This is a genomic window from Streptomyces sp. TLI_105 (genome assembly GCF_900105415.1).
Taxonomy (GTDB): domain Bacteria; phylum Actinomycetota; class Actinomycetes; order Streptomycetales; family Streptomycetaceae; genus Streptomyces.
Window position 1 is genome coordinate 6,950,590 of the sequence record NZ_FNSM01000001.1, and the last position, 18,861, is coordinate 6,969,450.

General features: G+C 71.8%; 17 protein-coding genes. 10 read left to right on the forward strand and 7 right to left on the reverse strand.

Going from position 1 to position 18,861, the window contains the following annotated elements:
* Positions 1–64: 64 nt before the first annotated feature.
* Both BLW86_RS31805 and BLW86_RS31810 read right to left on the reverse strand, forming a co-directional pair.
* Positions 65–1,570, reverse strand: coding sequence for a DUF8189 domain-containing protein (locus BLW86_RS31805; protein WP_093877215.1), 1,506 nt, complete (start codon positions 1,568–1,570; stop codon positions 65–67).
* A gap of 4 nt (positions 1,571–1,574) precedes the next feature.
* A complete protein-coding gene (locus tag BLW86_RS31810; protein WP_093877216.1) occupies positions 1,575–2,564 on the reverse strand; it encodes an alpha/beta hydrolase in 990 nt (329 codons plus the stop codon).
* A gap of 177 nt (positions 2,565–2,741) precedes the next feature.
* Here BLW86_RS31810 and BLW86_RS31815 point away from each other — a divergent pair, with 177 nt between their 5' ends.
* The 7 genes from BLW86_RS31815 (at position 2,742) to BLW86_RS31845 (ending at position 8,744) form a co-directional block, all read left to right on the forward strand.
* Positions 2,742–3,587, forward strand: a complete 846-nt coding sequence (locus tag BLW86_RS31815; RefSeq protein WP_093877217.1) for a HipA family kinase — start codon at positions 2,742–2,744, stop codon at positions 3,585–3,587.
* The gene (locus BLW86_RS31820; protein ID WP_030686313.1) at positions 3,584–3,967 is read left to right on the forward strand and encodes a DUF3037 domain-containing protein; all 384 of its coding nucleotides are present in this window, start codon (positions 3,584–3,586) and stop codon (positions 3,965–3,967) included. The genes BLW86_RS31815 and BLW86_RS31820 overlap by 4 nt, the downstream gene beginning before the upstream one ends.
* Positions 3,968–4,149: 182 nt before the next feature.
* On the forward strand, positions 4,150–4,911 hold the full coding sequence (fabG, locus tag BLW86_RS31825) for a 3-oxoacyl-ACP reductase FabG (RefSeq protein WP_093877218.1): 762 nt from the start codon (positions 4,150–4,152) through the stop codon (positions 4,909–4,911).
* A 28-nt stretch (positions 4,912–4,939) separates the two neighbouring features.
* Positions 4,940–5,707: an SDR family oxidoreductase gene (locus tag BLW86_RS31830; protein ID WP_093877219.1), complete on the forward strand. Its 768-nt coding sequence runs from the start codon at positions 4,940–4,942 to the stop codon at positions 5,705–5,707.
* 149 nt (positions 5,708–5,856) lie between these two features.
* Positions 5,857–7,434 carry an ABC transporter substrate-binding protein gene (locus BLW86_RS31835; RefSeq protein WP_093877220.1) on the forward strand — a complete coding sequence of 526 codons (1,578 nt, stop codon included), beginning with the start codon at positions 5,857–5,859 and terminating at the stop codon, positions 7,432–7,434.
* 82 nt (positions 7,435–7,516) lie between these two features.
* Positions 7,517–8,200 (forward strand): uracil-DNA glycosylase, encoded by a 684-nt coding sequence (gene ung / locus BLW86_RS31840; protein ID WP_030686303.1) that lies wholly within the window; start codon positions 7,517–7,519, stop codon positions 8,198–8,200.
* A 70-nt stretch (positions 8,201–8,270) separates the two neighbouring features.
* Positions 8,271–8,744 (forward strand): hypothetical protein, encoded by a 474-nt coding sequence (locus BLW86_RS31845; protein WP_093878975.1) that lies wholly within the window; start codon positions 8,271–8,273, stop codon positions 8,742–8,744.
* Between the two features lie 18 nt (positions 8,745–8,762).
* Here the strand turns inward: BLW86_RS31845 and BLW86_RS31850 are convergent, their stop codons facing one another.
* The 3 genes from BLW86_RS31850 to BLW86_RS31860 form a co-directional block, all read right to left on the reverse strand.
* Positions 8,763–9,248: a hypothetical protein gene (locus tag BLW86_RS31850; protein WP_093877221.1), complete on the reverse strand. Its 486-nt coding sequence runs from the start codon at positions 9,246–9,248 to the stop codon at positions 8,763–8,765.
* Positions 9,249–9,354: 106 nt separating this feature from the next.
* Positions 9,355–9,882 (reverse strand): DinB family protein, encoded by a 528-nt coding sequence (locus tag BLW86_RS31855; protein WP_093877222.1) that lies wholly within the window; start codon positions 9,880–9,882, stop codon positions 9,355–9,357.
* A 134-nt stretch (positions 9,883–10,016) separates the two neighbouring features.
* Positions 10,017–10,634 carry a TetR/AcrR family transcriptional regulator gene (locus tag BLW86_RS31860; protein ID WP_093877223.1) on the reverse strand — a complete coding sequence of 206 codons (618 nt, stop codon included), beginning with the start codon at positions 10,632–10,634 and terminating at the stop codon, positions 10,017–10,019.
* 150 nt (positions 10,635–10,784) lie between these two features.
* Between BLW86_RS31860 and BLW86_RS31865 the strand changes: the two genes are divergently transcribed.
* Positions 10,785–12,038: an FAD-dependent oxidoreductase gene (locus BLW86_RS31865; protein WP_093877224.1), complete on the forward strand. Its 1,254-nt coding sequence runs from the start codon at positions 10,785–10,787 to the stop codon at positions 12,036–12,038.
* Between the two features lie 60 nt (positions 12,039–12,098).
* On the forward strand, positions 12,099–13,004 hold the full coding sequence (locus BLW86_RS31870; protein ID WP_093877225.1) for a Gfo/Idh/MocA family protein: 906 nt from the start codon (positions 12,099–12,101) through the stop codon (positions 13,002–13,004).
* Between the two features lie 7 nt (positions 13,005–13,011).
* Here the strand turns inward: BLW86_RS31870 and BLW86_RS31875 are convergent, their stop codons facing one another.
* The gene (locus BLW86_RS31875) at positions 13,012–13,455 is read right to left on the reverse strand and encodes a nuclear transport factor 2 family protein (protein WP_093877226.1); all 444 of its coding nucleotides are present in this window, start codon (positions 13,453–13,455) and stop codon (positions 13,012–13,014) included.
* A 73-nt stretch (positions 13,456–13,528) separates the two neighbouring features.
* Here BLW86_RS31875 and BLW86_RS31880 point away from each other — a divergent pair, with 73 nt between their 5' ends.
* Positions 13,529–14,122 (forward strand): flavin reductase family protein, encoded by a 594-nt coding sequence (locus BLW86_RS31880; RefSeq protein WP_093878976.1) that lies wholly within the window; start codon positions 13,529–13,531, stop codon positions 14,120–14,122.
* 78 nt (positions 14,123–14,200) lie between these two features.
* On the opposite strand, the gene BLW86_RS31885 is transcribed toward BLW86_RS31880, so the two are convergent.
* Positions 14,201–18,556: a ricin-type beta-trefoil lectin domain protein gene (locus BLW86_RS31885; RefSeq protein WP_143060290.1), complete on the reverse strand. Its 4,356-nt coding sequence runs from the start codon at positions 18,554–18,556 to the stop codon at positions 14,201–14,203.
* Between the last annotated feature and the right edge of the window lie 305 nt (positions 18,557–18,861).

Below are 18,861 nucleotides of genomic sequence, written 5' to 3' on the forward strand. Positions count from 1 at the left end.
GGGCGGAGGGGCGGCGGTCGGGGATCGGTCCGAGGGGATGGGGGGATGGGGGAGGGGAGGGGGATCAGTCGAGCGCGGGTCCCGCGGTGCCGTTGACCCAGACCCAGGAGGACCAGGTCGAGAAGCCGGTCTGCCAGACGTGGTACGTGCCGGCGTGGCTGGTGCCGAAGACCTCGATCCGGCCGTCGGCGTCGGAGGTCGCGGTGACCTCGGTGCCGCCGCCGCCGAAGGTCTCCCACGCGCCGTAGGGCGCGTTCACCCCGGTCTGCCAGGTGTGCATGGCCGTGTCGCCGTTCATGGCGAAGACCTCGACGCGGCCGTCGGCGGTGCGCTCGCTGCTGAGCTGGGAGTCGGCGGGGCCGCCGGTCCCCTCCCATCCCGACCAACTTCCGGCACCCGTCTGGTACTTGTGGAACACGCCGACCGGCCCGGAGGCGAAGACCTCGATGCGGCCGTCGGCGTTGTGGTCGACCGTGAGGTCGTGACCGCCGCCGCCGAAGTCCTCCCACGCGGACCAGCCGCCGCTCGGGGACGTCTGGTACTGGTGCTGGAAGGTGCTCCCGCCGAGGGCGAAGACCTCGAGGCGTCCGTCGGACGACTTCTCCATCTCGATACGGCCGTCGGCGGGACCGCCCCCGGTCGGCTCCCATCCCGACCAGCCGCCGTTCGGCTCCCGTTGGTACCGGTGGAACACGCCGACCGGCCCGGAGGCGAAGACCTCGATGCGGCCGTCGGCGTTCACGCCGGCCGCGATGTCACGACCGCCGCCGCCGAAGTCCTCCCAGTCGGACCAACCGCCCGAGGGGGAGAGCTGGTAGCGGTGCCGGAAGGTGCTCCCGTCGATGGCGAACACCTCCAGACGGCCGTCCGCGTTCGGCGCGATCGCCAGCTGGGCGTTCACCGGTCCGCCGAGCCGCTCCCACTCCGACCAGTCGCGGTTCGCCTCCCGCTGCCAGGCGTGGTGGACTCCGTCCGCCCCGGCGGCGAAGACCTCCAGGCGCCCGTCCGCCGACCGCGCCGACACCACCCGGCCCGACTCCGCCGGGTGCACCAGGGGCTTGGGGCGCGGACCGCTGCCCGGGACGCAGGGCAGCACCACGCCGCCCTCCGCGAGGTAGACCTCGGGGTCGATGCCGTACGAGAGGGACAGGTCCCCCCAGATCCGCAGGTGGAGGTGGGGCCCGTCCGCGTTGCCCTCGGCACCCATCAGGGCGATCCGCTGACCGGCCACGACATGGTCGCCGACGGAGACGTCCCGCTGGTACATGTGACCGTACTCGGAGGTCTTGCCGTCCGGGTGCTGGACGCGGATCCACTGGCCGTAGTCACTGGCGTAGCCGGAGATGGTCACCACGCCGTCGCCCACGGCGTAGATCGGGGTCCCGGTGTCGTTGGCGATGTCGACGCCGTTGTGGCCGCTGTGGAACGGCTGGCTCACGAAGCCGGCGGCCGGACACGCCGAGGCGGAGACGTCGGCCGTGGCCGGGGTCGTGGCGACCAGCGCGGGCAGCAGGGCGGCCGTCGCCGCGAGGAGCCGGCTCAGCGCGCGTCGGGAGAGTCCGGTACGCATCCGCTCACGCCTTGCGGAGCCGGTCGATGACGCCGTCGATGTCCCGCTGCATCATGTCGTGGCGGATGAAGTGGCCGCCGGGCAGCTCGTACCACTCGTGCGGGATGCCCGCGTTGCCCAGCAGGGAGCGGAACTCCCGCTGTCCCGCGAGCACCTGGGTCTCGTTGGCCGTGTCGAACCAGTTGATCGGGTCGGGGCTGGTGCCGGCGACCAGGAAGACCCGCTTGTTGCGGTAGCTCTCGATCCGCTGCACCGGGTTGTCCGCGCTGACCCGGGCCTCGTCCCAGAACGGCGCCCCGTAGATCGTGCCGCCGTTCAGGTCGAGCGCCGCCGAGCTCGCGTTGGCCCAGTGACCCACGAGGCCGTTGTCCCGGCGCAGGCTGGCCGGCCCGGAGTGGGCGCTCACCGAGGCGAAGTGGCCGTAGTACTTGGCGGCGTACTTCAGCGCGCCGAAGCCGCCCATCGAGAAGCCGGACACGGCACGGCCGTCGTACTCGGCGTACGTACGGAAGTTGGCGTCGATCCACGGGATGAGCTGCGAGATGTGGAACTGCTCCCAGTTCCGCGGGCCGACGTTGGAGCTCACGGGGTTCGAGTACCAGCCCGCGTGCCCGCCGTCGGGCATGACGACGATGATCGGCCTGCCCGCGGTCCAGTCACGGACGCCCTCGCGGTCGAAGGTGATGAAGTCCTGGTCCGTGCCGCCGCCGTGGAGGAGGTAGAGCACCGGGTACGTGCGACCGCTCCAGTGGTAGTCGTCGGGCAGGAGCACGTTGACGCCGGGGTTCCAGCCGATCGCGCTCGTCGAGAAGCGGTAGTACCACATGCGCGGGTCGGCCTCGTTGCGGTCCACGATGCGCAGCCCGAAGCCGTCCCCGACGGCGGAGGCCGGTCCCGCCGCGGCCAGGACTCCTCCGCCGCCCAGGGCCAACGCGGCCGAGAGGCCGCCGGCGGTCTTGAGGATGTTCCGGCGGGTGGGGTTCTTCGCGCTCAACGTGACCTCCGGGTCGAAGCGGGACGACGGTCGGGAACGTAGCAACGGCACCGGGCCGGGGTGACCCCGGAAGATTGCGGACTGACAGGCGGCGCCGCGTGGGCTAGGGGGTGCCTCGTCGGTCGGGCGGAGCCCTCGCGTGCCGGTGGCGGCGGCGCGAGTCGATAGCCTGGCCGGATGCTCACCGAAGTCACCGCTACCCGCTATGTGACGCCGCTGCGTGAGGGCGGCTCGCTCCCGGGCATCGTCGAGGCCGACGACCTCGGCACGTACGTCATGAAATTCACCGGCGCCGGCCAGGGGCGCAAGACCCTGGTCGCCGAGGTCGTCTGCGGGCAGCTCGCCCGGAGACTGGGCCTGCGGGTGCCGGAGCTCGTCACCATCCAGCTCGACCCCGTCATCGGGCTCTCCGAACCCGACCAGGAGGTGCAGGAGCTGCTCAAGGCGAGCGGCGGCCTCAACCTGGGCATGGACTTCCTGCCCGGCTCGCTGGGCTTCGACCCGCTCGCGTACGAGGTCGACCCCCGGGAGGCCGGCCGGGTCGTCTGGTTCGACGCGCTGATCAACAACGTCGACCGCTCCTGGCGCAACCCGAACATGCTCGTCTGGCACGGCGACCTGTGGCTCATCGACCACGGCGCCACCATGATCTGGCACCACAACTGGCCGGGCGCCCAGGCCTCCGCCGCGAAGCCGTACGACGCCTCCGACCACGCGCTCGCCCCCTTCGCCCCGGACGTCGCCGCCGCGGCCGCCGAGCTCGCTCCGCTCGTCACCCGCGAGCTCCTGGAGGAGGTCACCGCCGACGTCCCCGACGAGTGGCTCGTCGACGAGCCCGGCTTCGACGGCACGGACGAGGTGCGCGCCGCGTACGTCTCGGCGCTGCTGCCGCGCGCCGCCACCATCCACGAGCGGATCACGCTCGGGCCGCGCACCGAGAGCCGGCCGCAGCAGCCGCCCGGCTGGCTCGCCGAACGCCTCGCCCCCCGGAAGCACACCACCGAGAAGGACAGCACGACGTGACCGACCGCGATGTCTTCGAGTACGCGCTGCTGCGCGTCGTGCCCCGGGTGGAGCGCGGCGAGTGCTTCAACGCGGGAGTGGTCGTCTACTGCCGCGCCCGGTCCTTCGTGGCCGCCCGTACGCATCTCGACGAGGCCAAGCTGACGGTGCTCGACCCGGCGGCCGACGTGACCGGCGTGCGGGCCGCGCTGCGCGCCGTCGAGGGGGTCTGTCTGGGCGGCGACGCGGCGGGTCAGGCCGCGCGCGACGACGCGGGACGGCGCTTCCGCTGGCTGATCGCGCCGCGCTCCACGGTCGTGCAGCCGGGGCCCGTCCACACGGGTCTGACCGCCGACCCCGAGGCCGAGGTGGAACGCCTGCTCGACCTTCTCGTCCGGTAGCTCGTCCGGTAGGGGCAAAGGGAGTGACCTGGTGCACCCGGTGGGCCGTTGACACCGGGTGCCAGGGCTTCTAGCGTCTCGTCCTGCGGACGATACTAAGCGGTCGCTCATGTGCGGGACGCAGGAGCGGACGGACGGTTCGGCCGCCACCAGGGACGATCCAACGGCGAGGAGAACCAAGCATGTCCACCACCGAGCAGCGCGTAGCCATTGTCACGGGTGCCGCACGGGGCATCGGCGCGGCCACCGCGCTCCGCCTGGCGGCCGAGGGCCGCGCCGTCGCCGTGCTCGACCTCGACGAGGCGGCCTGCAAGGACACCGTCGAGAAGATCACCGCCGCGGGCGGCACCGCCCTCGCGGTCGGCTGCGACGTCTCGGACGGCGCGCAGGTGGAGGCCGCCGTCGCGCGGGTCGCCGCCGAGCTCGGCGCGCCGACGATCCTCGTCAACAACGCGGGCGTGCTCCGCGACAACCTGCTCTTCAAGATGTCCGAGTCCGACTGGGACATCGTCATGAACGTCCACCTCAAGGGCGCCTTCCTGATGGCGAAGGCCGTCCAGAAGCACATGGTGGACGCGGGCTTCGGCCGGATCGTCTCCCTCTCCTCCTCCTCGGCGCTCGGCAACCGCGGCCAGGCCAACTACTCGGCCGTCAAGGCGGGTCTGCAGGGCTTCACCAAGACCCTCGCCAAGGAGCTCGGCAAGTTCGGCGTCACCGCCAACGCCGTCGCCCCGGGCTTCATCGTCACCGAGATGACCGCGCAGACCGCCGAGCGCGTCGGCATGGGCTTCGAGGAGTTCCAGGCGGCCGCCGCCTCCATGATCCCGGTGGCGCGGGTCGGCCGCCCCGAGGACGTCGCCAACGCGATCGCGTTCTTCACGGGCGACGACGCCGGCTTCGTCTCCGGCCAGGTCATGTACGTGGCCGGCGGCCCGCTCAACTGACGACCGACAGCGAGAGGAGGAGGCGCGCATGAGCGCACAGGAACGGCCGGAGCCCTCCGGCAAGGTCGCCCTCGTCACCGGCGCCAGCCGGGGCATCGGCTACGGCGTCGCCGAGGCCCTCGTCGCCCGCGGCGACCGGGTCGTCATCACCGGACGCGGCGAGGAGGCCCTCAAGGAGGCCGTCGAGAGGCTCGGGGTCGACCGGGTCATCGCCGTCCCCGGCAAGGCGCACGACGAGGCCCACCAGGCCGCCGCCGTCGAGGCGGCCATGGACGGTTTCGGCCGTCTGGACTTCCTGGTCAACAACGCCGGCACGAATCCCGTGTTCGGGCCCATCGCGGACATGGACCTCGGAGTGGCCCGCAAGGTGTTCGAGACGAATGTGATCTCCGCGCTCGGTTTCGCCCAGCGGAGCTGGCACGCCTGGCAGAAGGAGCACGGCGGGGCGATCGTGAACATCGCCTCGATCGCCGGCGTCTCCGCCTCGCCTTTCGTCGGCGCATACGGAATGAGCAAGGCCGCGATGATCAATCTGACCCTTCAGCTGGCGCATGAATTCGCGCCGGTCGTGCGGGTCAACGCGATCGCTCCGGCCGTCGTGAAGACGAAATTCGCGCGGCCGCTCTACGAGGGCCGCGAGGCGGAGGCGGCCGCCGCCTATCCGCTCGGCCGGCTCGGCGAGCCCGAGGACATCGGCGGGGCGGCGGCCTTCCTCACCTCGTCACAGTCGGAGTGGATCACCGGCCAGACGCTCGTCGTCGACGGCGGCATTTTCCTGAACGCCGGAGTCGGGTGACCGATAACCGGACACTTTCCGGATTCTCTTGTCCGGATTGACCCCGGTTGTGCGCTGAATGCCTCAAGTGCCCCGGCGGGCTCGAACATTGACCTGGCGGGGTGCTGCGGTATCGTCGGCCGACCCCTGGCTGAACGAGGAGCGTGCACGTGTTCAACCGGACCAGTCTGCAGGCCGCTGCAGCCCTTGTGTCCATATCCCTGGTAACCGGATGCGGTGTCTTCTCGGACAGCGAATCCGCCGGGGAGCAGAGAATCGTCGTCGGCACGACGAGTTCTCCCACCACGCTTGATCCGGCCGCCGCCTGGGACAATTCCTGGGAGCTTTTCCGGAATGTCTTCCAGACCCTGGTGAGTTTCCCGACGGGCAGCACCACCCCGCAGTCGGACGCCGCCGACTGCAAGTTCACGGACACCTCCAGTCGGGTCTTCGAATGCAAGCTCGTGGAGGGCCTGACCTTCTCCAACGGGCACAAACTGGACGCCAAGGCCGTCCAGTACTCGATCGAGCGCATCCGCACGATCAACCACAAGGGCGGCCCGAACGGCATGCTCGGCTCGCTCGACAAGATCGACACCGTCGGCGACCGCACCGTCGTCTTCCGGCTCAACAAGTCGGACGCCACCTTCCCCTTCGTGCTCGCCACCCCCGCGATGTCGCTGGTGGACCCCGCCGAGTACCCGGCCGACCAGCTCCGCAAGGACGGCAAGGTCATGGGCTCCGGCCCGTACGTCCTCGACTCGTACACCGAGCGCGAGACGGCGGAGCTGACGAAGAACCCCACCTACAAGGGCTTCGCCGACCGCAAGAACGGCGGCGTCACGATCAGGTACTTCGACGCCTCCGACGCCATGGTCGCCGCCCTCCGCAAGAAGGAGATCGACGCCACCTACCGCGGCCTCACCGCCGAGGAGGTCGTCGCCCTCCAGGAGGACAAGCCGGAGAACAAGGGCCTCCAGCTCGTCGAGTCGACCGGCGCCGACATCCGCTACCTGGTCTTCAACACCCAGGACAAGTCCGTCGCCAAGCTGCCCGTCCGCAAGGCCATCGCCCAGCTCGTCGACCGCGACGAACTGGTCAACAAGGTCTACCAGGGCACCGCCGAGCCCCTGTACTCGATGGTGCCCAAGGGCATCGCCGCCCACACCACCAAGTTCTTCGACCGCTTCGGCTCGCCCAACGAGGAGAAGGCGAAGAAGATCCTCCGCAGCGCCGGCATCACCGACCCCGTCGAGCTGGACTTCTGGTACACCACCGACCGGTACGGCTCCTCGACGGCCGCCGAGTTCACCGAGCTCAAGCGGCAGCTGGAGGAGTCCGGCCTCTTCAAGGTCACCCTGCACGGCAAGCCCTGGAAGGAGTTCCAGGCGGGCTACCAGAAGGGCGAGTACCCGGTCTTCGGCCGCGGCTGGTTCCCCGACTTCCCGGACCCGGACAACTTCGTCGCCCCCTTCGTGGGCAAGGAGAACGTCCTAGGCACGCCCTACGAGAGCTCCCGGATCACCAACGAACTGCTGCCGAAGTCCCGCCGCGAGAGCGACCGCGGGACCGTCACGGACGAGTTCGTGGAGGCCCAGGAGATCCTGGTCCAGGACGTCCGGCTGCTGCCCCTGTGGCAGGGCAAGCTGTACATCGCGGCCGGGGAGGACATCGGCGGCAGCGAGCGCGCCCTCGACCCGCAGACGGTCATGCAGATGTGGGAGCTGAGCCGCCGCGCCAGCTGGTAGCGGGCCTGCGGGGGCCACTGTCAGTGGCCCCCGGTAGGTTTTCGGACGGAGTAACAGGAACGTCCACCGGAGGTTGTTGACCGTGACCGACACCAGCATGCTGCCCGAGTCCTGGCGGGGTGTCCTCGGCGAGGAGCTGCAGAAGCCGTACTTCGCCCAGCTCACCGAGTTCGTCGAGGAGGAGCGCGCCAAGGGGCCGGTCTTCCCGCCGAAGGACGAGGTCTTCGCCGCCCTCGACGCCACCCCGTACGACAAGGTGAAGGTCCTGATCCTCGGTCAGGACCCCTACCACGGCGAGGGGCAGGGCCACGGCCTCTGCTTCTCCGTCCGCCCGGGTGTGAAGACGCCGCCCTCCCTGCGGAACATCTACAAGGAGATGCACGAGGAGCTCGGCCACCCGATCCCGGACAACGGCTATCTGATGCCGTGGGCCGAGCAGGGCGTCCTCCTGCTCAACGCCGTGCTGACGGTCCGCTCCGGCGAGGCGAACTCGCACAAGAACAAGGGCTGGGAGAAGTTCACCGACGCGGTGATCACCGCCGTCGCCTCCCGCCCCGACCCCGCCGTCTTCGTCCTGTGGGGCAACTACGCGCAGAAGAAGCTGCCGCTCATCGACGAGGAGCGGCACGTCGTGGTGAAGGGCGCGCACCCCTCGCCGCTGTCGGCGAAGAAGTTCTTCGGCTCGCGGCCCTTCACCCAGATCGACGCGGCCGTCGCGGCCCAGGGACACGAGCCGATCGACTGGCGCATCCCGGACCTCGGCTGAGCCTCGGCCCGATCCGGGCCGGGTGCGGCTAGCGTCGTCATTCCCAGTGGGTGAGCGGGTGGAGGTCGCGGTGACCGAGCAGCAGCAGGTGTCGGACGACGGGGTCATGACCAGGATCGGGCAGGCCATGATGCTGCTCCACGGCGGCGACCGCGAGGAGGCCCGCAACCGCTTCGGGCTGCTGTGGCAGCAGATCGGCCCGGACGGCGACCCCCTGCACCGCTGCACCCTCGCGCACTACATGGCCGACGCCCAGGACGATCCCGACACCGAGCTGGCCTGGGACCTGCGGGCGCTGAGCGCGGCCGAAGGGCTCGCCGAGGAGCGGCTCGCCGCGCACGACTCGGCGGCCGCCCTCCGGGCGCTGTACCCCTCGCTCCATCTGAACCTGGCCGCGGACTACGTCAAGCTCCGACGGCCCGACGCCGCGCGGGTCCATCTGGACCGGGCCCGCGCCGCCTCGGACCATCTCGACGACGACGGCTACGGGAACGGGGTACGGGCCGCGATCGAGCGTCTGGAGCTGCGGCTCAGGGACGCGTGACCGACCCGGTGGGGAGGTTCACCGGCCGTACGCGCCGTGACAGATCCTGGCCTGGGCGCTGTCGGGGTCCCAGCCGCCGTACCGCTCGCCCAGGTCGCAGACGTCCGCCCGGGAGACCGGCGGGTTCCTCGGCAGCTCCGTGAGCTCCGGCAGCACGGGAAGGTCCGGCCGGGCCACCGGGCGCGGATGCTCACGCTGTCGCGGTACGGGGGCGGGGTGCGGTCTCTCCGGGCGGGGAGGCGTCACCGCCCGCCGGTGCTGCCCCGCCGGAGGTGTCGCGCGGGGCGCGGCGGACGGCGGGGGAGCGGGGAGCGCCGCCTCGAGGGCCTCGCGGGCCGGGCCCTCGACGATCTGCGGTGCCACGTCCTGGGCGGGGGCGGTGTCGGCCGCGGGCGCGGAGACGGGGGCGGGTGCCGTCGGCGGGGCGTCCACCGAGACGCAGCCCGCCAGGGCGGCGACCGCCGCTCCGACCAGGATCTTCGCTGTTGTTCGGGTTCCATGCACCCGCGCAACTCTGCTGGTCCGTACGCGATCTTCGCGCCCCTACCGGCGGGGAATGCCCCGCACGGGTGAGCCGTGCGGGGCCCGGTCTTGACCGGTCCGGCCGGGGTCAGTCCCCGGTCGCGCCGTCGATGCGCTCGCGGATGAGGTCCGCGTGACCGTTGTGGCGGGCGTACTCCTCGATCATGTGGAGGTAGATCCACCGGAGGTTGAAGGTCTCGCCGGTGCGGTGCTCGCCCACGCCCAGGTCGTCGAGGTCACGGCCGGCGGCCAGGGTGCGCGCGTGGGCGATCTCGGCCTGCCAGGTGGCGTGGGCCTCCTCGTAGGTGTCCTCGTCCGTGACGTGGATGTCCCCGTCGCGGTCCTCCTCCGTCGAGTAGATCCACTCCGCCTTCTCGCCGGCCAGGACGCGGCGGAACCAGCCGCGCTCGACCTCGGCCATGTGCCGGACCAGGCCAAGGAGGTTGAGGTCCGAGGGCGGGGCGGACGGGGTGCGCAGCTGGGCGTCGTCGAGCCCCTCGCACTTCATCGCGAGGGTCGCGCGGTGGAAGTCGAGCCACTGCTCCAGCGCCTCGCGCTCGCCCGTGGTGGTGGCCGGGTCGACGCGCGGGATGGTGTCGGTGCGTTCGGTGGTCATGGGCGGCATCGTCTCCCATGATCGCGGGCGGCGCCAGGGGGTCTCGTGCCGGTCGGGCGTCGCGAGCCCGCCCGACCGGCACGACACCGCCCAGGGGTTCCGCGATCTGCCCGGCCCGCCGTCCACCGCCCGCGTCAGGCGAGGTCTCCGAGCATGCCGCGCAGCAACTCGTCGAAGCCGATGCGCAGTTCGGCGCGGCTCGGCACGGCCGCGTGGAAGGAGCCCGCCGCGCAGGAGAACATCAGGCCCTCGCTCCAGGCGATCAGCGAGAGCGCGTGCCGTTCGGGCTCCGCGGAACCGGCCGCCGCCATCATCGCGATCAGCGGGGTGTGGAACGTGGAGCCGGCCGAGTCGAAGAAGGCGCGCAGTTCGGGCCGGCGGGTGGCCTCCAGGGCCAGCTCGTAGCGGGAGACGAGCAGGGAGCGGTGGTCGGTGAGGTAGCGGTGCAGGGCGAGGGCGAGCGCGTCGACCAGCGCGTCGCCGCCGCTCTCCGGGCCGGGCAGCTCGTGTGGGGTGAGGACCTCGGCCTCCCGCTGGACCTGGCGCCGCACGGCCGTCTCCAGGAGGGCCTGGCGGGTGCGGGCGTGGTTGGACGTCGAACCCTGCGGCAGTCCGGCCCGTTCGTCCACGGCACGGTGGGTCAGGCCCCGCATCCCGCGCTCGACGAGGAGGGCGAGCGCGGCGTCGCCGATCCGTTCGGCGCGGGAGGCGGAGGGCTCCGGGGCGGGGGTCCGGGTGGTGGCGCGAGTCATGGGGACAACCTACTACCGGCGTGACTACACCTGTAGTACCGTCGCGACGGAAGGGTCACTACACCTGTAGTTCCAGACCCGGTCTGGCCGACCCGACCCGACCCGTCCCGCCCGTCCCACCGTCCCGACCGCCCGAACCGAGGAGCAGCCATGGAACAGCAGCACCGTGCCGTCGTCATCGGAGCCGGCATCGGCGGACTCACCGCCGCCGTCGCCCTGAACCGGCGCGGCTGGCAGGTCACCCTCCTCGAACGCGCCACCGACCTCGCCCCCGTGGGCGCCGGCATCGCCCTCGCCCCCAACGCCCAGCGCGCCCTCGACGTCCTCGGCCTCGGCCACCGCGTCCGCGAGCTCTCCGCCTGGCAGGGCGACGGCGGCATGCGCACCCCCGGCGGCCGCTGGCTCTCCCGCACCGACGCCAAGGCCGCCGCCGCCCGCTTCGGCGGCCCCCTCGTCCTCCTCCACCGGGCCACCCTCGTCGACATCCTCACCTCCGCCCTCCCCGAGGGCGTCGTCCGCACCGGCGTGACCGCCACCGTCACCGACCCCGGCGACGACCACCGCCCCGCCCGGCTCACCGTCTCGGACGCCGGGGCCACGGACCGCGGCGAGATCGAGGCCGAGCTCGTCATCGCCGCCGACGGCATCCACTCGGCGACCCGCCGGACCCTCTTCCCCGACCACCCCGGCCCCCGCTACTCCGGCAGCACCAGCTGGCGCGTCGTCGTCCCCGCGCCCGCCCGGCCCTTCGCCCCGCACGAGACCTGGGGCGCCGGCCGGCTGTGGGGCAGCCAGCCCCTCAAGGACGGCCGGGTCTACGCGTACGCCATGGCCGTGGCCCCCGCCGGCGCCCACGCGCCCGACGACGAGAAGGCCGAACTTCTCCGGCTCTTCGGGGACTGGCACCACCCCGTCCCCGAGATCCTCGCCGGCGTCACCCCCGACCGGATCCTGCGGCACGACGTCCACCACCTGCCCGACCCGCTGCCCGCCTTCCACCGGGGCAGGGTCGCCCTCCTCGGCGACGCCGCGCACGCGATGATGCCGAGCCTCGGCCAGGGCGGCAACCAGGCCGTCGAGGACGCCGTCGTCCTCGCCCACCACGCCCGCACCGCCCCCGGCCTCGTGCCGGGCCGCGCGCTCGCCGCGTACACCGCCGACCGGCTGCCGCGCACCACCGCCATCGTCCGCAAGGCCGCCCGCACCGGCGCGATCACCATGCTCTCCGCCCGCCCCGCCGTCGCCCTCCGCGCCGCGGCCGTCGGCGCCCTCTCCCGCTTCGGGCCCGGCCTCGCCCTGCGCGGCTTCGACGGCATCTGCGACTGGAACCCGCCCGTCGACCCCGTCCCTCCGGCCGGGGAGGCGACCCCTCCCCCCGGCCGGGGGGACGACCCGTCCGCGTAAGCTGACCGGCGCGAACGGCCCTTACGGCCAGGGCCGGCGAACGACGACAAGGGAGACCCCGTGAAGGTTGGCTGCATCGGACTCGGCGACATCGCGCAGAAGGCCTACCTCCCCGTCCTCGGCACCCTCCCCGGGGTCGAACTCCACCTCCAGACCCGCACCCCGGCGACCCTGGAGCGGGTGGCCGACACCCTGCACCTGCCCGCCGACCGGCGCCACCGCGACCTCGACTCGCTGCTCTCCGCCGGGCTCGACGCGGCCTTCGTCCACGCCTCCACCGCCGCCCACGCCGAGATCGCCGGCCGGCTGATCGAAGCCGGCGTCCCCACGTACGTCGACAAGCCCCTCGCGTACGAGTACGCCGACTCCGAGCGGATCGTGGAGCTCGCCGAGAAGCGCTCCGTCAGCCTCGCCGTCGGCTTCAACCGGCGCCTCGCCCCCGGCTACGCCCAGTGCCTCGACCACCCGCGCGACCTGATCCTCCTCCAGAAGAACCGCATCGGCCTGCCCGAGGACCCCCGCACCCTCGTCCTCGACGACTTCATCCACGTCGTCGACACCCTGCGCTTCCTGCTGCCCGGCGAGATCGAGCACATCGACGTGCGCGCCCGGATCCGCGAGGGGCTCATGCACCACGTGGTGCTCCAGCTCTCCGGCGACGGGTTCACCGCCATCGGCATGATGAACCGGATGAACGGCTCCACCGAGGAGGTCCTGGAGGTCTCGGGGCAGGACACCAAACGCCAGGTCCTCAACCTCGCCGAGGTCGTCGACCACAAGGGGCAGCCGACCGTGCGCCGCCGCGGCGACTGGGTGCCCGTGGCCCGGCAGCGCGGCATCGAGCAGGCGGTCCTCGCCTTCCTCGACTCGGTGCGGGACGGCCGGGTGCTCAGCGCCAGGGACGCCCTGCTCACCCACGAGCTGTGCGAGCGCGTCGTCCGCGAAGCACTGACCCAGGCCTCCTGACCGCACGTCAGGCGCGGCGCCAGCGCTCGTCCACGACGACCGAGGAGAGCCGCCAGCCGTCGGCGGTGCGGCGCGCCGCGAAGGCGTAGCGCCCACCGCAGACGAAGTCCTCGCCGGTGGCGAACCGCATCGGGTTGACGTAGTCGGCGCCGATGTCCGCCCGGTCCCCGGTCTCCGGGTACCCGCCCGGCTCCCGGAACCGCACCCGCCGGTTCACGATGAGGTGCTGGCGTACGGGAAAGAGGGGCAGCGTCGCGGCGAGCCAGTCCGCGACCTCCGCCGCCGGCCCCTCGATCCCGCCCGAGCCGCGGTAGTCGGCCCTGCCGTCCGGGGCGAACAGGCCCCGGTAGGCGCTCCAGTCGCCCTCGTCCACGGCCGCGGCGTAGCCGGTGACCAGGTCGTCGAGGGCGAATCGGTCCATCACGGTCGCGAGGTCCACGCGCTGCGTCATCGGCTCAGTGTCGGGCAGCGGAGGCCAGGGGCCAAGGGGTGTGCGGCGGCCGCCGCCGGTCATACTGGCCGCCATGCGCGTGAACATCGATCCCGACCTGACCGACCGCACCTCCTTCTACCGGCTGCTGACCGCCACCGTCGTGCCCCGGCCGATCGCCTGGGTGTCCACGGCCTCGGCCGACGGCACGGACAACCTCGCCCCGCACTCCTTCTTCACCATCTCCTCGGTGGCGCCGCCGGTCGTGCAGTTCACGTCGGTCGGGCGCAAGGACTCGCTGCGCAACGTGGAGGAGACGGGGGAGTTCGTGGTGAACCTCGCCCCCGAGGGGCTCTTCGAGCGGATCAACGCCACGGCCACCGACTTCCCGCGCGGGGTGAGCGAGTTCGACGCGTGCGGCATCGAGCGGGAGCCGAGCCTGCGGGTGAAGCCGCCGCGGGTCGCCCAGTCGCCGGTGGCCCTGGAGTGCGAGCTGCACAGCACGCTGCGGATCGGCGACTCCACGGTCGTCTTCGGCCGGGTCGTGCACGCGGCGGTCGACGAGTCCGTCATGGTCGACGGCCACCCCGAGATGACCCTGATGCGCCCGCTGACCCGGCTCGGCAAGAACGAGTGGGGCACCCTGGGCGGCATCGAGGAGATCGCCAGGGTGCCCTACCGGGACTGAGGCCGCCGGACACGCGCGAGCGCCCCGTCCGTGGGGACGGGGCGCCCGGTCATGCGGTGATGCGGTCAGGCGGGCGTGCTACGGGTTGACCGGCAGCACGGGGGTGAAGAGCGTGGGCACGTTCCACTGCTGCGCCGGGGTGCCGTTGCAGTCGAACAGCTGGAACACGGTGCCCCAGTTGCGGTTGGCCCACGGCACGTCGAGGCAGCGGCCCGACTGCGGGTTGTAGATCGAGCCGTCGGCACGCGGCAGCCACTGCTGGCCGCCCTCGCCCAGGCACTGCCAGAAGATCACGGCGCTCTGCGACGTGGTCTGGTTTCCGCTGACGGCGACGCACTGGCCCTGCTGGGTCAGCGTGCCGTTGGCGTTCACGCTGAGCTTCTGCGCGTCGGAGCCGTTGCAGCCCCACAGCTGGGGATGCATGCCGTTGCCGCTGTTGTTGTTCGGCGCGTCCACGCAGATGTCCGGGGAGGGGGCGAAGCGGATCGGGCTGCCGGCCGTGGTGGCCTGCGGGGTGTAGCCCTGGTAGACGGCGAGGTTGCTGACCCGGCCGGCCAGCCAGTTGCTGGGCTGGCTCTGGTACTTGTAGCGGCCCATGACCAGCTTGCCGCTCGGCGCCGGGCTGGTGCCCGCCGCGTGGAAGCCGCTGGAAGCGAGCCGGCCGTTGACGTACAGGCTCATGGCACCGGTGGTGGCGTTGTACGTCGCCGTCAGCTGGGTCCAGACGCCGGCCTGGAACGCGTTGGCCGGGGTGACCGTGGCGTTGAAGTCGTACGGCCAGCCGTCGTCGTCACCGCGGGCGACGGCGAAGCGCCAGTTGCCCGAGTCCGCCCACAGCATGAACGCGCTGCCGTGGGTCGTGTCCTGGCTGACGATCACGCCGTCGGGCTTGTCCATCTTCGCCCAGGTGCTGACCGTGAAGCTCTGCCGGGTGTCGACGACCTTGTCCGGTGCGGTGAGGCTCGACTTCAGGGTGTCGCTGAAGACCGCGACGGTGGCCGGGCGGCCGTCGACCGTGTCGGGGGCGTAGCCGATGTTCGCCTCGGTGGCGTCGTTGCCGGCCGGGACGGACTTCTTGTTGTCCAGGCGCCACTGCACGGTCGGTGCCTGGGTGTTGCCGCGCACCTGGTAGCCGGCGAAGCCGTTCACCGCGCCCGCGTTCACCGTGGCCGCCCAGGAGTGCAGCGTGCCGGCCGTGTCGAGGGCCCAGAAGTCCGGCACTCCGTCGTCGCCGGCGCCGCCGTCGGTGACGTCGCCGTCGGAGCCGACGCGCGGGTACGCGGAGCCGGTGATGCCGTAACCGATGCGGGTCGCGGGCTGCGCCGTGACGCCGGTGAACACGGTGTACGTGAGACCGAGGTCGTCGGTGCGGGTGGCGGTGGCGAGCTTGTACTGGAAGATGTCGCCGCTGGTGCGGTTGCGCACCCACAGGGCCGGGGCGGTGTCCGCCGTGGTGGCGGTGGACAGGTTCAGGGTGTTGCCCGGGACCATCAGGTCCTTGTCGTCCCAGTCGCCGCTGCCGGACACCAGGGTCGGCGGGGCGAGCGTCTGGTTGGACTTGACCGGGTAGAACCACAGCTTGCCGGACTCGACGGCGAGCAGACCGGTCGCGTCGGACACCTTGCGGCTCGGCGTGCGCGTGGTGCGGGACGGGCCGGTCGGGGTGATCTGGCTGGAGTACTGCCAGGTCCCGACGTTGTGGTAGCCGGTGCAGGAGCTCGCGTACGCCGCGTCGCAGTCCGGCTTGTCCACGGTGTGCTTGGTGCCGAGGGTGAAGCGGCCCGGGTCGGACAGCGTGTTGTCGTAGGCGAACAGGTCGCTGCCGCCGAGAGCGCCGACCGTGGCGGGCTCGCGGTGGACGAACAGGTCGTCGACGTTGCGGCCCGGGTCGAGCGAGCCGCGGTGCGCGATCCGGTAGTCCTTCCAGGTGCGGCCGGTGGACACCTCGGGCGCCTGGAGGGCGGTCGCGGCGGTGCCGCTGGGCTGCATGCTGGTGCTGCTGCCGTCGGTGGCGCGTCCGTGGGTGACCAGGTTGCCGTTGTTGTCCGGGATCAGGATGTCGGGCCGGGCGTCACCGGTGGTGTCGCCGAAGGCGACCGGGCCGTCCTTCCACGGCACGTAGAAGGCGTACGAAAGGGTCTGGGAGGAGTTGCCCGCCTCGTCGAGGACCCGGGCGTAGACGATGTTGGTGCCCCAGTGGGTGGGCTTGACGCTGATGCCGCTCACCGAGAGGGGGCTGCCGCAGGTCTGCTGGGCGCCGACCAGCTGCGGGTCGAAGCCCCACTGGACGCAGGCCAGGCCCGAGGAGCGCAGTCCGGCGCCGGGGCTCGGGTCGGACGCGGAGATCGGGATGGAGCCGGTGTCGCCGAGGCGCAGATTGGTGATCTGGCCGTTGCCGGCCGGCGGGTACTGGGTGGCGGGGTCGGTGAACTGGCCGAAGGCCATGACCGGCGGGGTCATGTCGACGGCGAAGTGGCAGGTGGTGCTGGAAGGGCCGCGCAGCAGGCCGTCGTCGCCGTGGGTGGCCCAGGCGTAGTTGTGGCCGTTCTGCAGGATGCCGACCGGCAGGGAGTAGGTGGCCTCCGACCAGTTCGACACGAAGCCGGACCAGCCCTGGTGCGCGGTCGCGCCCGCGGTCTCGTCCCAGACGTCGACCCACTCGGTGAGCTGGCCCTGGTTGGGGCTGCTGACCCGGGAGATCAGGTCGGTGTGGGTGTCGGTGACCCAGCCGTACGAGGACGCGGAAACGCCGCCGCACGCCTGGGTGTCGCCGGCGACGACGCGGCGCGGGGCCGGGTTGGCGCGCAGGTTGTCCGGGGTGTTGGGCGGGAAGTCGTACTCGGTGCTGAGCGTGGCGTCGTAGCTGAAGCGCTTGAAGCCCATCTTGTCGCCGGAGCCCTCGTTGCCGCGCAGGACGAAGGCGAGCGGCTTGCTGGTGTCGCGGATCGCGTCCCGCATGGCGCCGGTGACGTTGAAGTCGACGGGGATGTCGTTGTAGCAGGCGGAGTTGGTGCCGTTGCCGGGCACCCACTTGCCGTCCAGCCACTCCCGGACCTCGTGGTTGTTCCAGGAGACCGAGCCGTCGAACTCACGGGCCCGGTAGACGTTCACGGGGTACGTCGTGGAGCAGGACCAGTCCGAGGAGATGTACTGGTTGACGCGCAGGTTGGCGTAGTTGACGGTCGAGCCGTAGTACCCGTTGACGTCGAACTCGAACAGGGCGCGCTCGATGCCGTTCGGGGACTCCCAGCCCTGGTAGCCCGAGCCGGGGCGGTCCCGGTCGTTGGAGCCGGAGCGGTCGAAGTTGCCGGTGCCGGTCCACGCCTGCATGACCCAGGCGTGGTGCTGCTTGCCGCGGGAGTCGCGCGACCAGGCGGGGTCGATGTAGACGGGGTAGCTGGTGTCCGCGCCGTCGAGCAGGTCCATGCTGGGGGCCAGGGCGATGGCGCCGCGGCCCTTGCCGGCCGCGCCGGTCGCCTTCGCCTGCGTGACGGGGATCTTGGCGACGGTGGCGCGGGCGCCGGGGCCGTCGGGGCTGCTCAGTCCGTCGACGGCGCCGTTGGCCTTGTCGATGGGCGCGGAGGCGTCCATGTCGGCGTACTTGCCGCCGCGCGCGGCCGGCCGTCGGGCCTCCTTCGCGGACCACATGACCGGAGCGGGTGCGCGGAAGACGGTGTCGCGGCCGTCGCCGGCGGTGAGGTTGCCGTCCTTGTCCTTGGCGAGGGTGAGGCCCTTGGTCTCCGCCGGGAACACCAGGTTCCGTACCGCCGGGACGGTGGCCGCGGTCGGGCTGCGCAGGATCACGACGGTGGCGTAGCCGCCCCACTTGGTGGCGGTGACCTTCAGGTCGGTGTCGGGCGCCACGTTCTCGAAGAGGGCGCCGTTGCCGCTGAGGACCGGCTTGGGCAGCGCGCCGGGGAACGGAGAGGAGACGGACAGCTGTTGGCCGTCCTCGGTGGTCATGGTGGCCAGCGGGCCGGTGCCGCCGCCGGAGAGCACGAGGTCGGAGTCGGCGGCCTTCGGGGCCACCGTGCCGTCCGCGCGGGTGATCAGGGTGTCGTCGAGGGTGACCCAGCCTCCGCCCTTGCCCTTCATGCGCTGGGCTTCGAGGCTGCGCTCGGTGCGGAGCTTGCCCTGGGGCGTGACGACGGTGGTGCTGAACTCGTCGGTGAGTTCCGGGACCTGGACGTCCTTGCCGGTCTCCCGGGCCTTCAGCTTCGCTTTCTCCGCGGCGGTGCGGGCCGCCGTCGGCTTCGGGCGCTCGGTGCTGCCCCGGGAGGGGGTGGGAGCGGCCGGGGAGGCCGACGGATCGGGCCGCGGCGAGGGTGAGGCCTGTGCCGCGTAGGGCGCGGTGGCCAGCAGCGCGGCCGACATCGCCAGGACGGCGGCGGCCGCAACGGGCCTTCGTCGCCCGGTTCTTGGTGCAGTGGACATGCTCGTGTATCCCCCATGCATGTGCGTGGTCCCGGCGCGTTGCGCGCAGAGATCGGGGGCACTTTGGCAGGGGCATGGCCAGCGAACAAAATCAGCCACGCCGACCGTGTCCATCTTGTGTGCAGCCTTCACGAATTGCACATGACGTGATCTAGAACACGTCCGAATTTCACCTGCTCATGGGATACGGGCGGTTGTGGCGACTGCTACCTTCCCGTCCGATTGCGCCGTCGACCAGCAGGGTCGAACGGCCCTTGCCTACTTTCAACTTTCAACGGGGGATGAGCGATGCCACGCTTTGGCAT

What these genes read in the sequence shown, in the direction of transcription:
- BLW86_RS31855 (WP_093877222.1), bottom strand. Translation starts at nt 9,882, where the DNA reads ATGACCACCGAACGCACCGACACCATCCCGCGCGTCGACCCGGCCACC.
- BLW86_RS31815 (WP_093877217.1), top strand. Translation starts at nt 2,742, where the DNA reads ATGCTCACCGAAGTCACCGCTACCCGCTATGTGACGCCGCTGCGTGAG.
- BLW86_RS31880 (WP_093878976.1), top strand. Translation starts at nt 13,529, where the DNA reads ATGCGCGTGAACATCGATCCCGACCTGACCGACCGCACCTCCTTCTAC.
- BLW86_RS31860 (WP_093877223.1), bottom strand. Translation starts at nt 10,634, where the DNA reads ATGACTCGCGCCACCACCCGGACCCCCGCCCCGGAGCCCTCCGCCTCC.
- BLW86_RS31875 (WP_093877226.1), bottom strand. Translation starts at nt 13,455, where the DNA reads ATGACGCAGCGCGTGGACCTCGCGACCGTGATGGACCGATTCGCCCTC.
- BLW86_RS31865 (WP_093877224.1), top strand. Translation starts at nt 10,785, where the DNA reads ATGGAACAGCAGCACCGTGCCGTCGTCATCGGAGCCGGCATCGGCGGA.
- fabG (WP_093877218.1), top strand. Translation starts at nt 4,150, where the DNA reads ATGTCCACCACCGAGCAGCGCGTAGCCATTGTCACGGGTGCCGCACGG.
- BLW86_RS31830 (WP_093877219.1), top strand. Translation starts at nt 4,940, where the DNA reads ATGAGCGCACAGGAACGGCCGGAGCCCTCCGGCAAGGTCGCCCTCGTC.
- BLW86_RS31885 (WP_143060290.1), bottom strand. Translation starts at nt 18,556, where the DNA reads ATGTCCACTGCACCAAGAACCGGGCGACGAAGGCCCGTTGCGGCCGCC.
- BLW86_RS31805 (WP_093877215.1), bottom strand. Translation starts at nt 1,570, where the DNA reads ATGCGTACCGGACTCTCCCGACGCGCGCTGAGCCGGCTCCTCGCGGCG.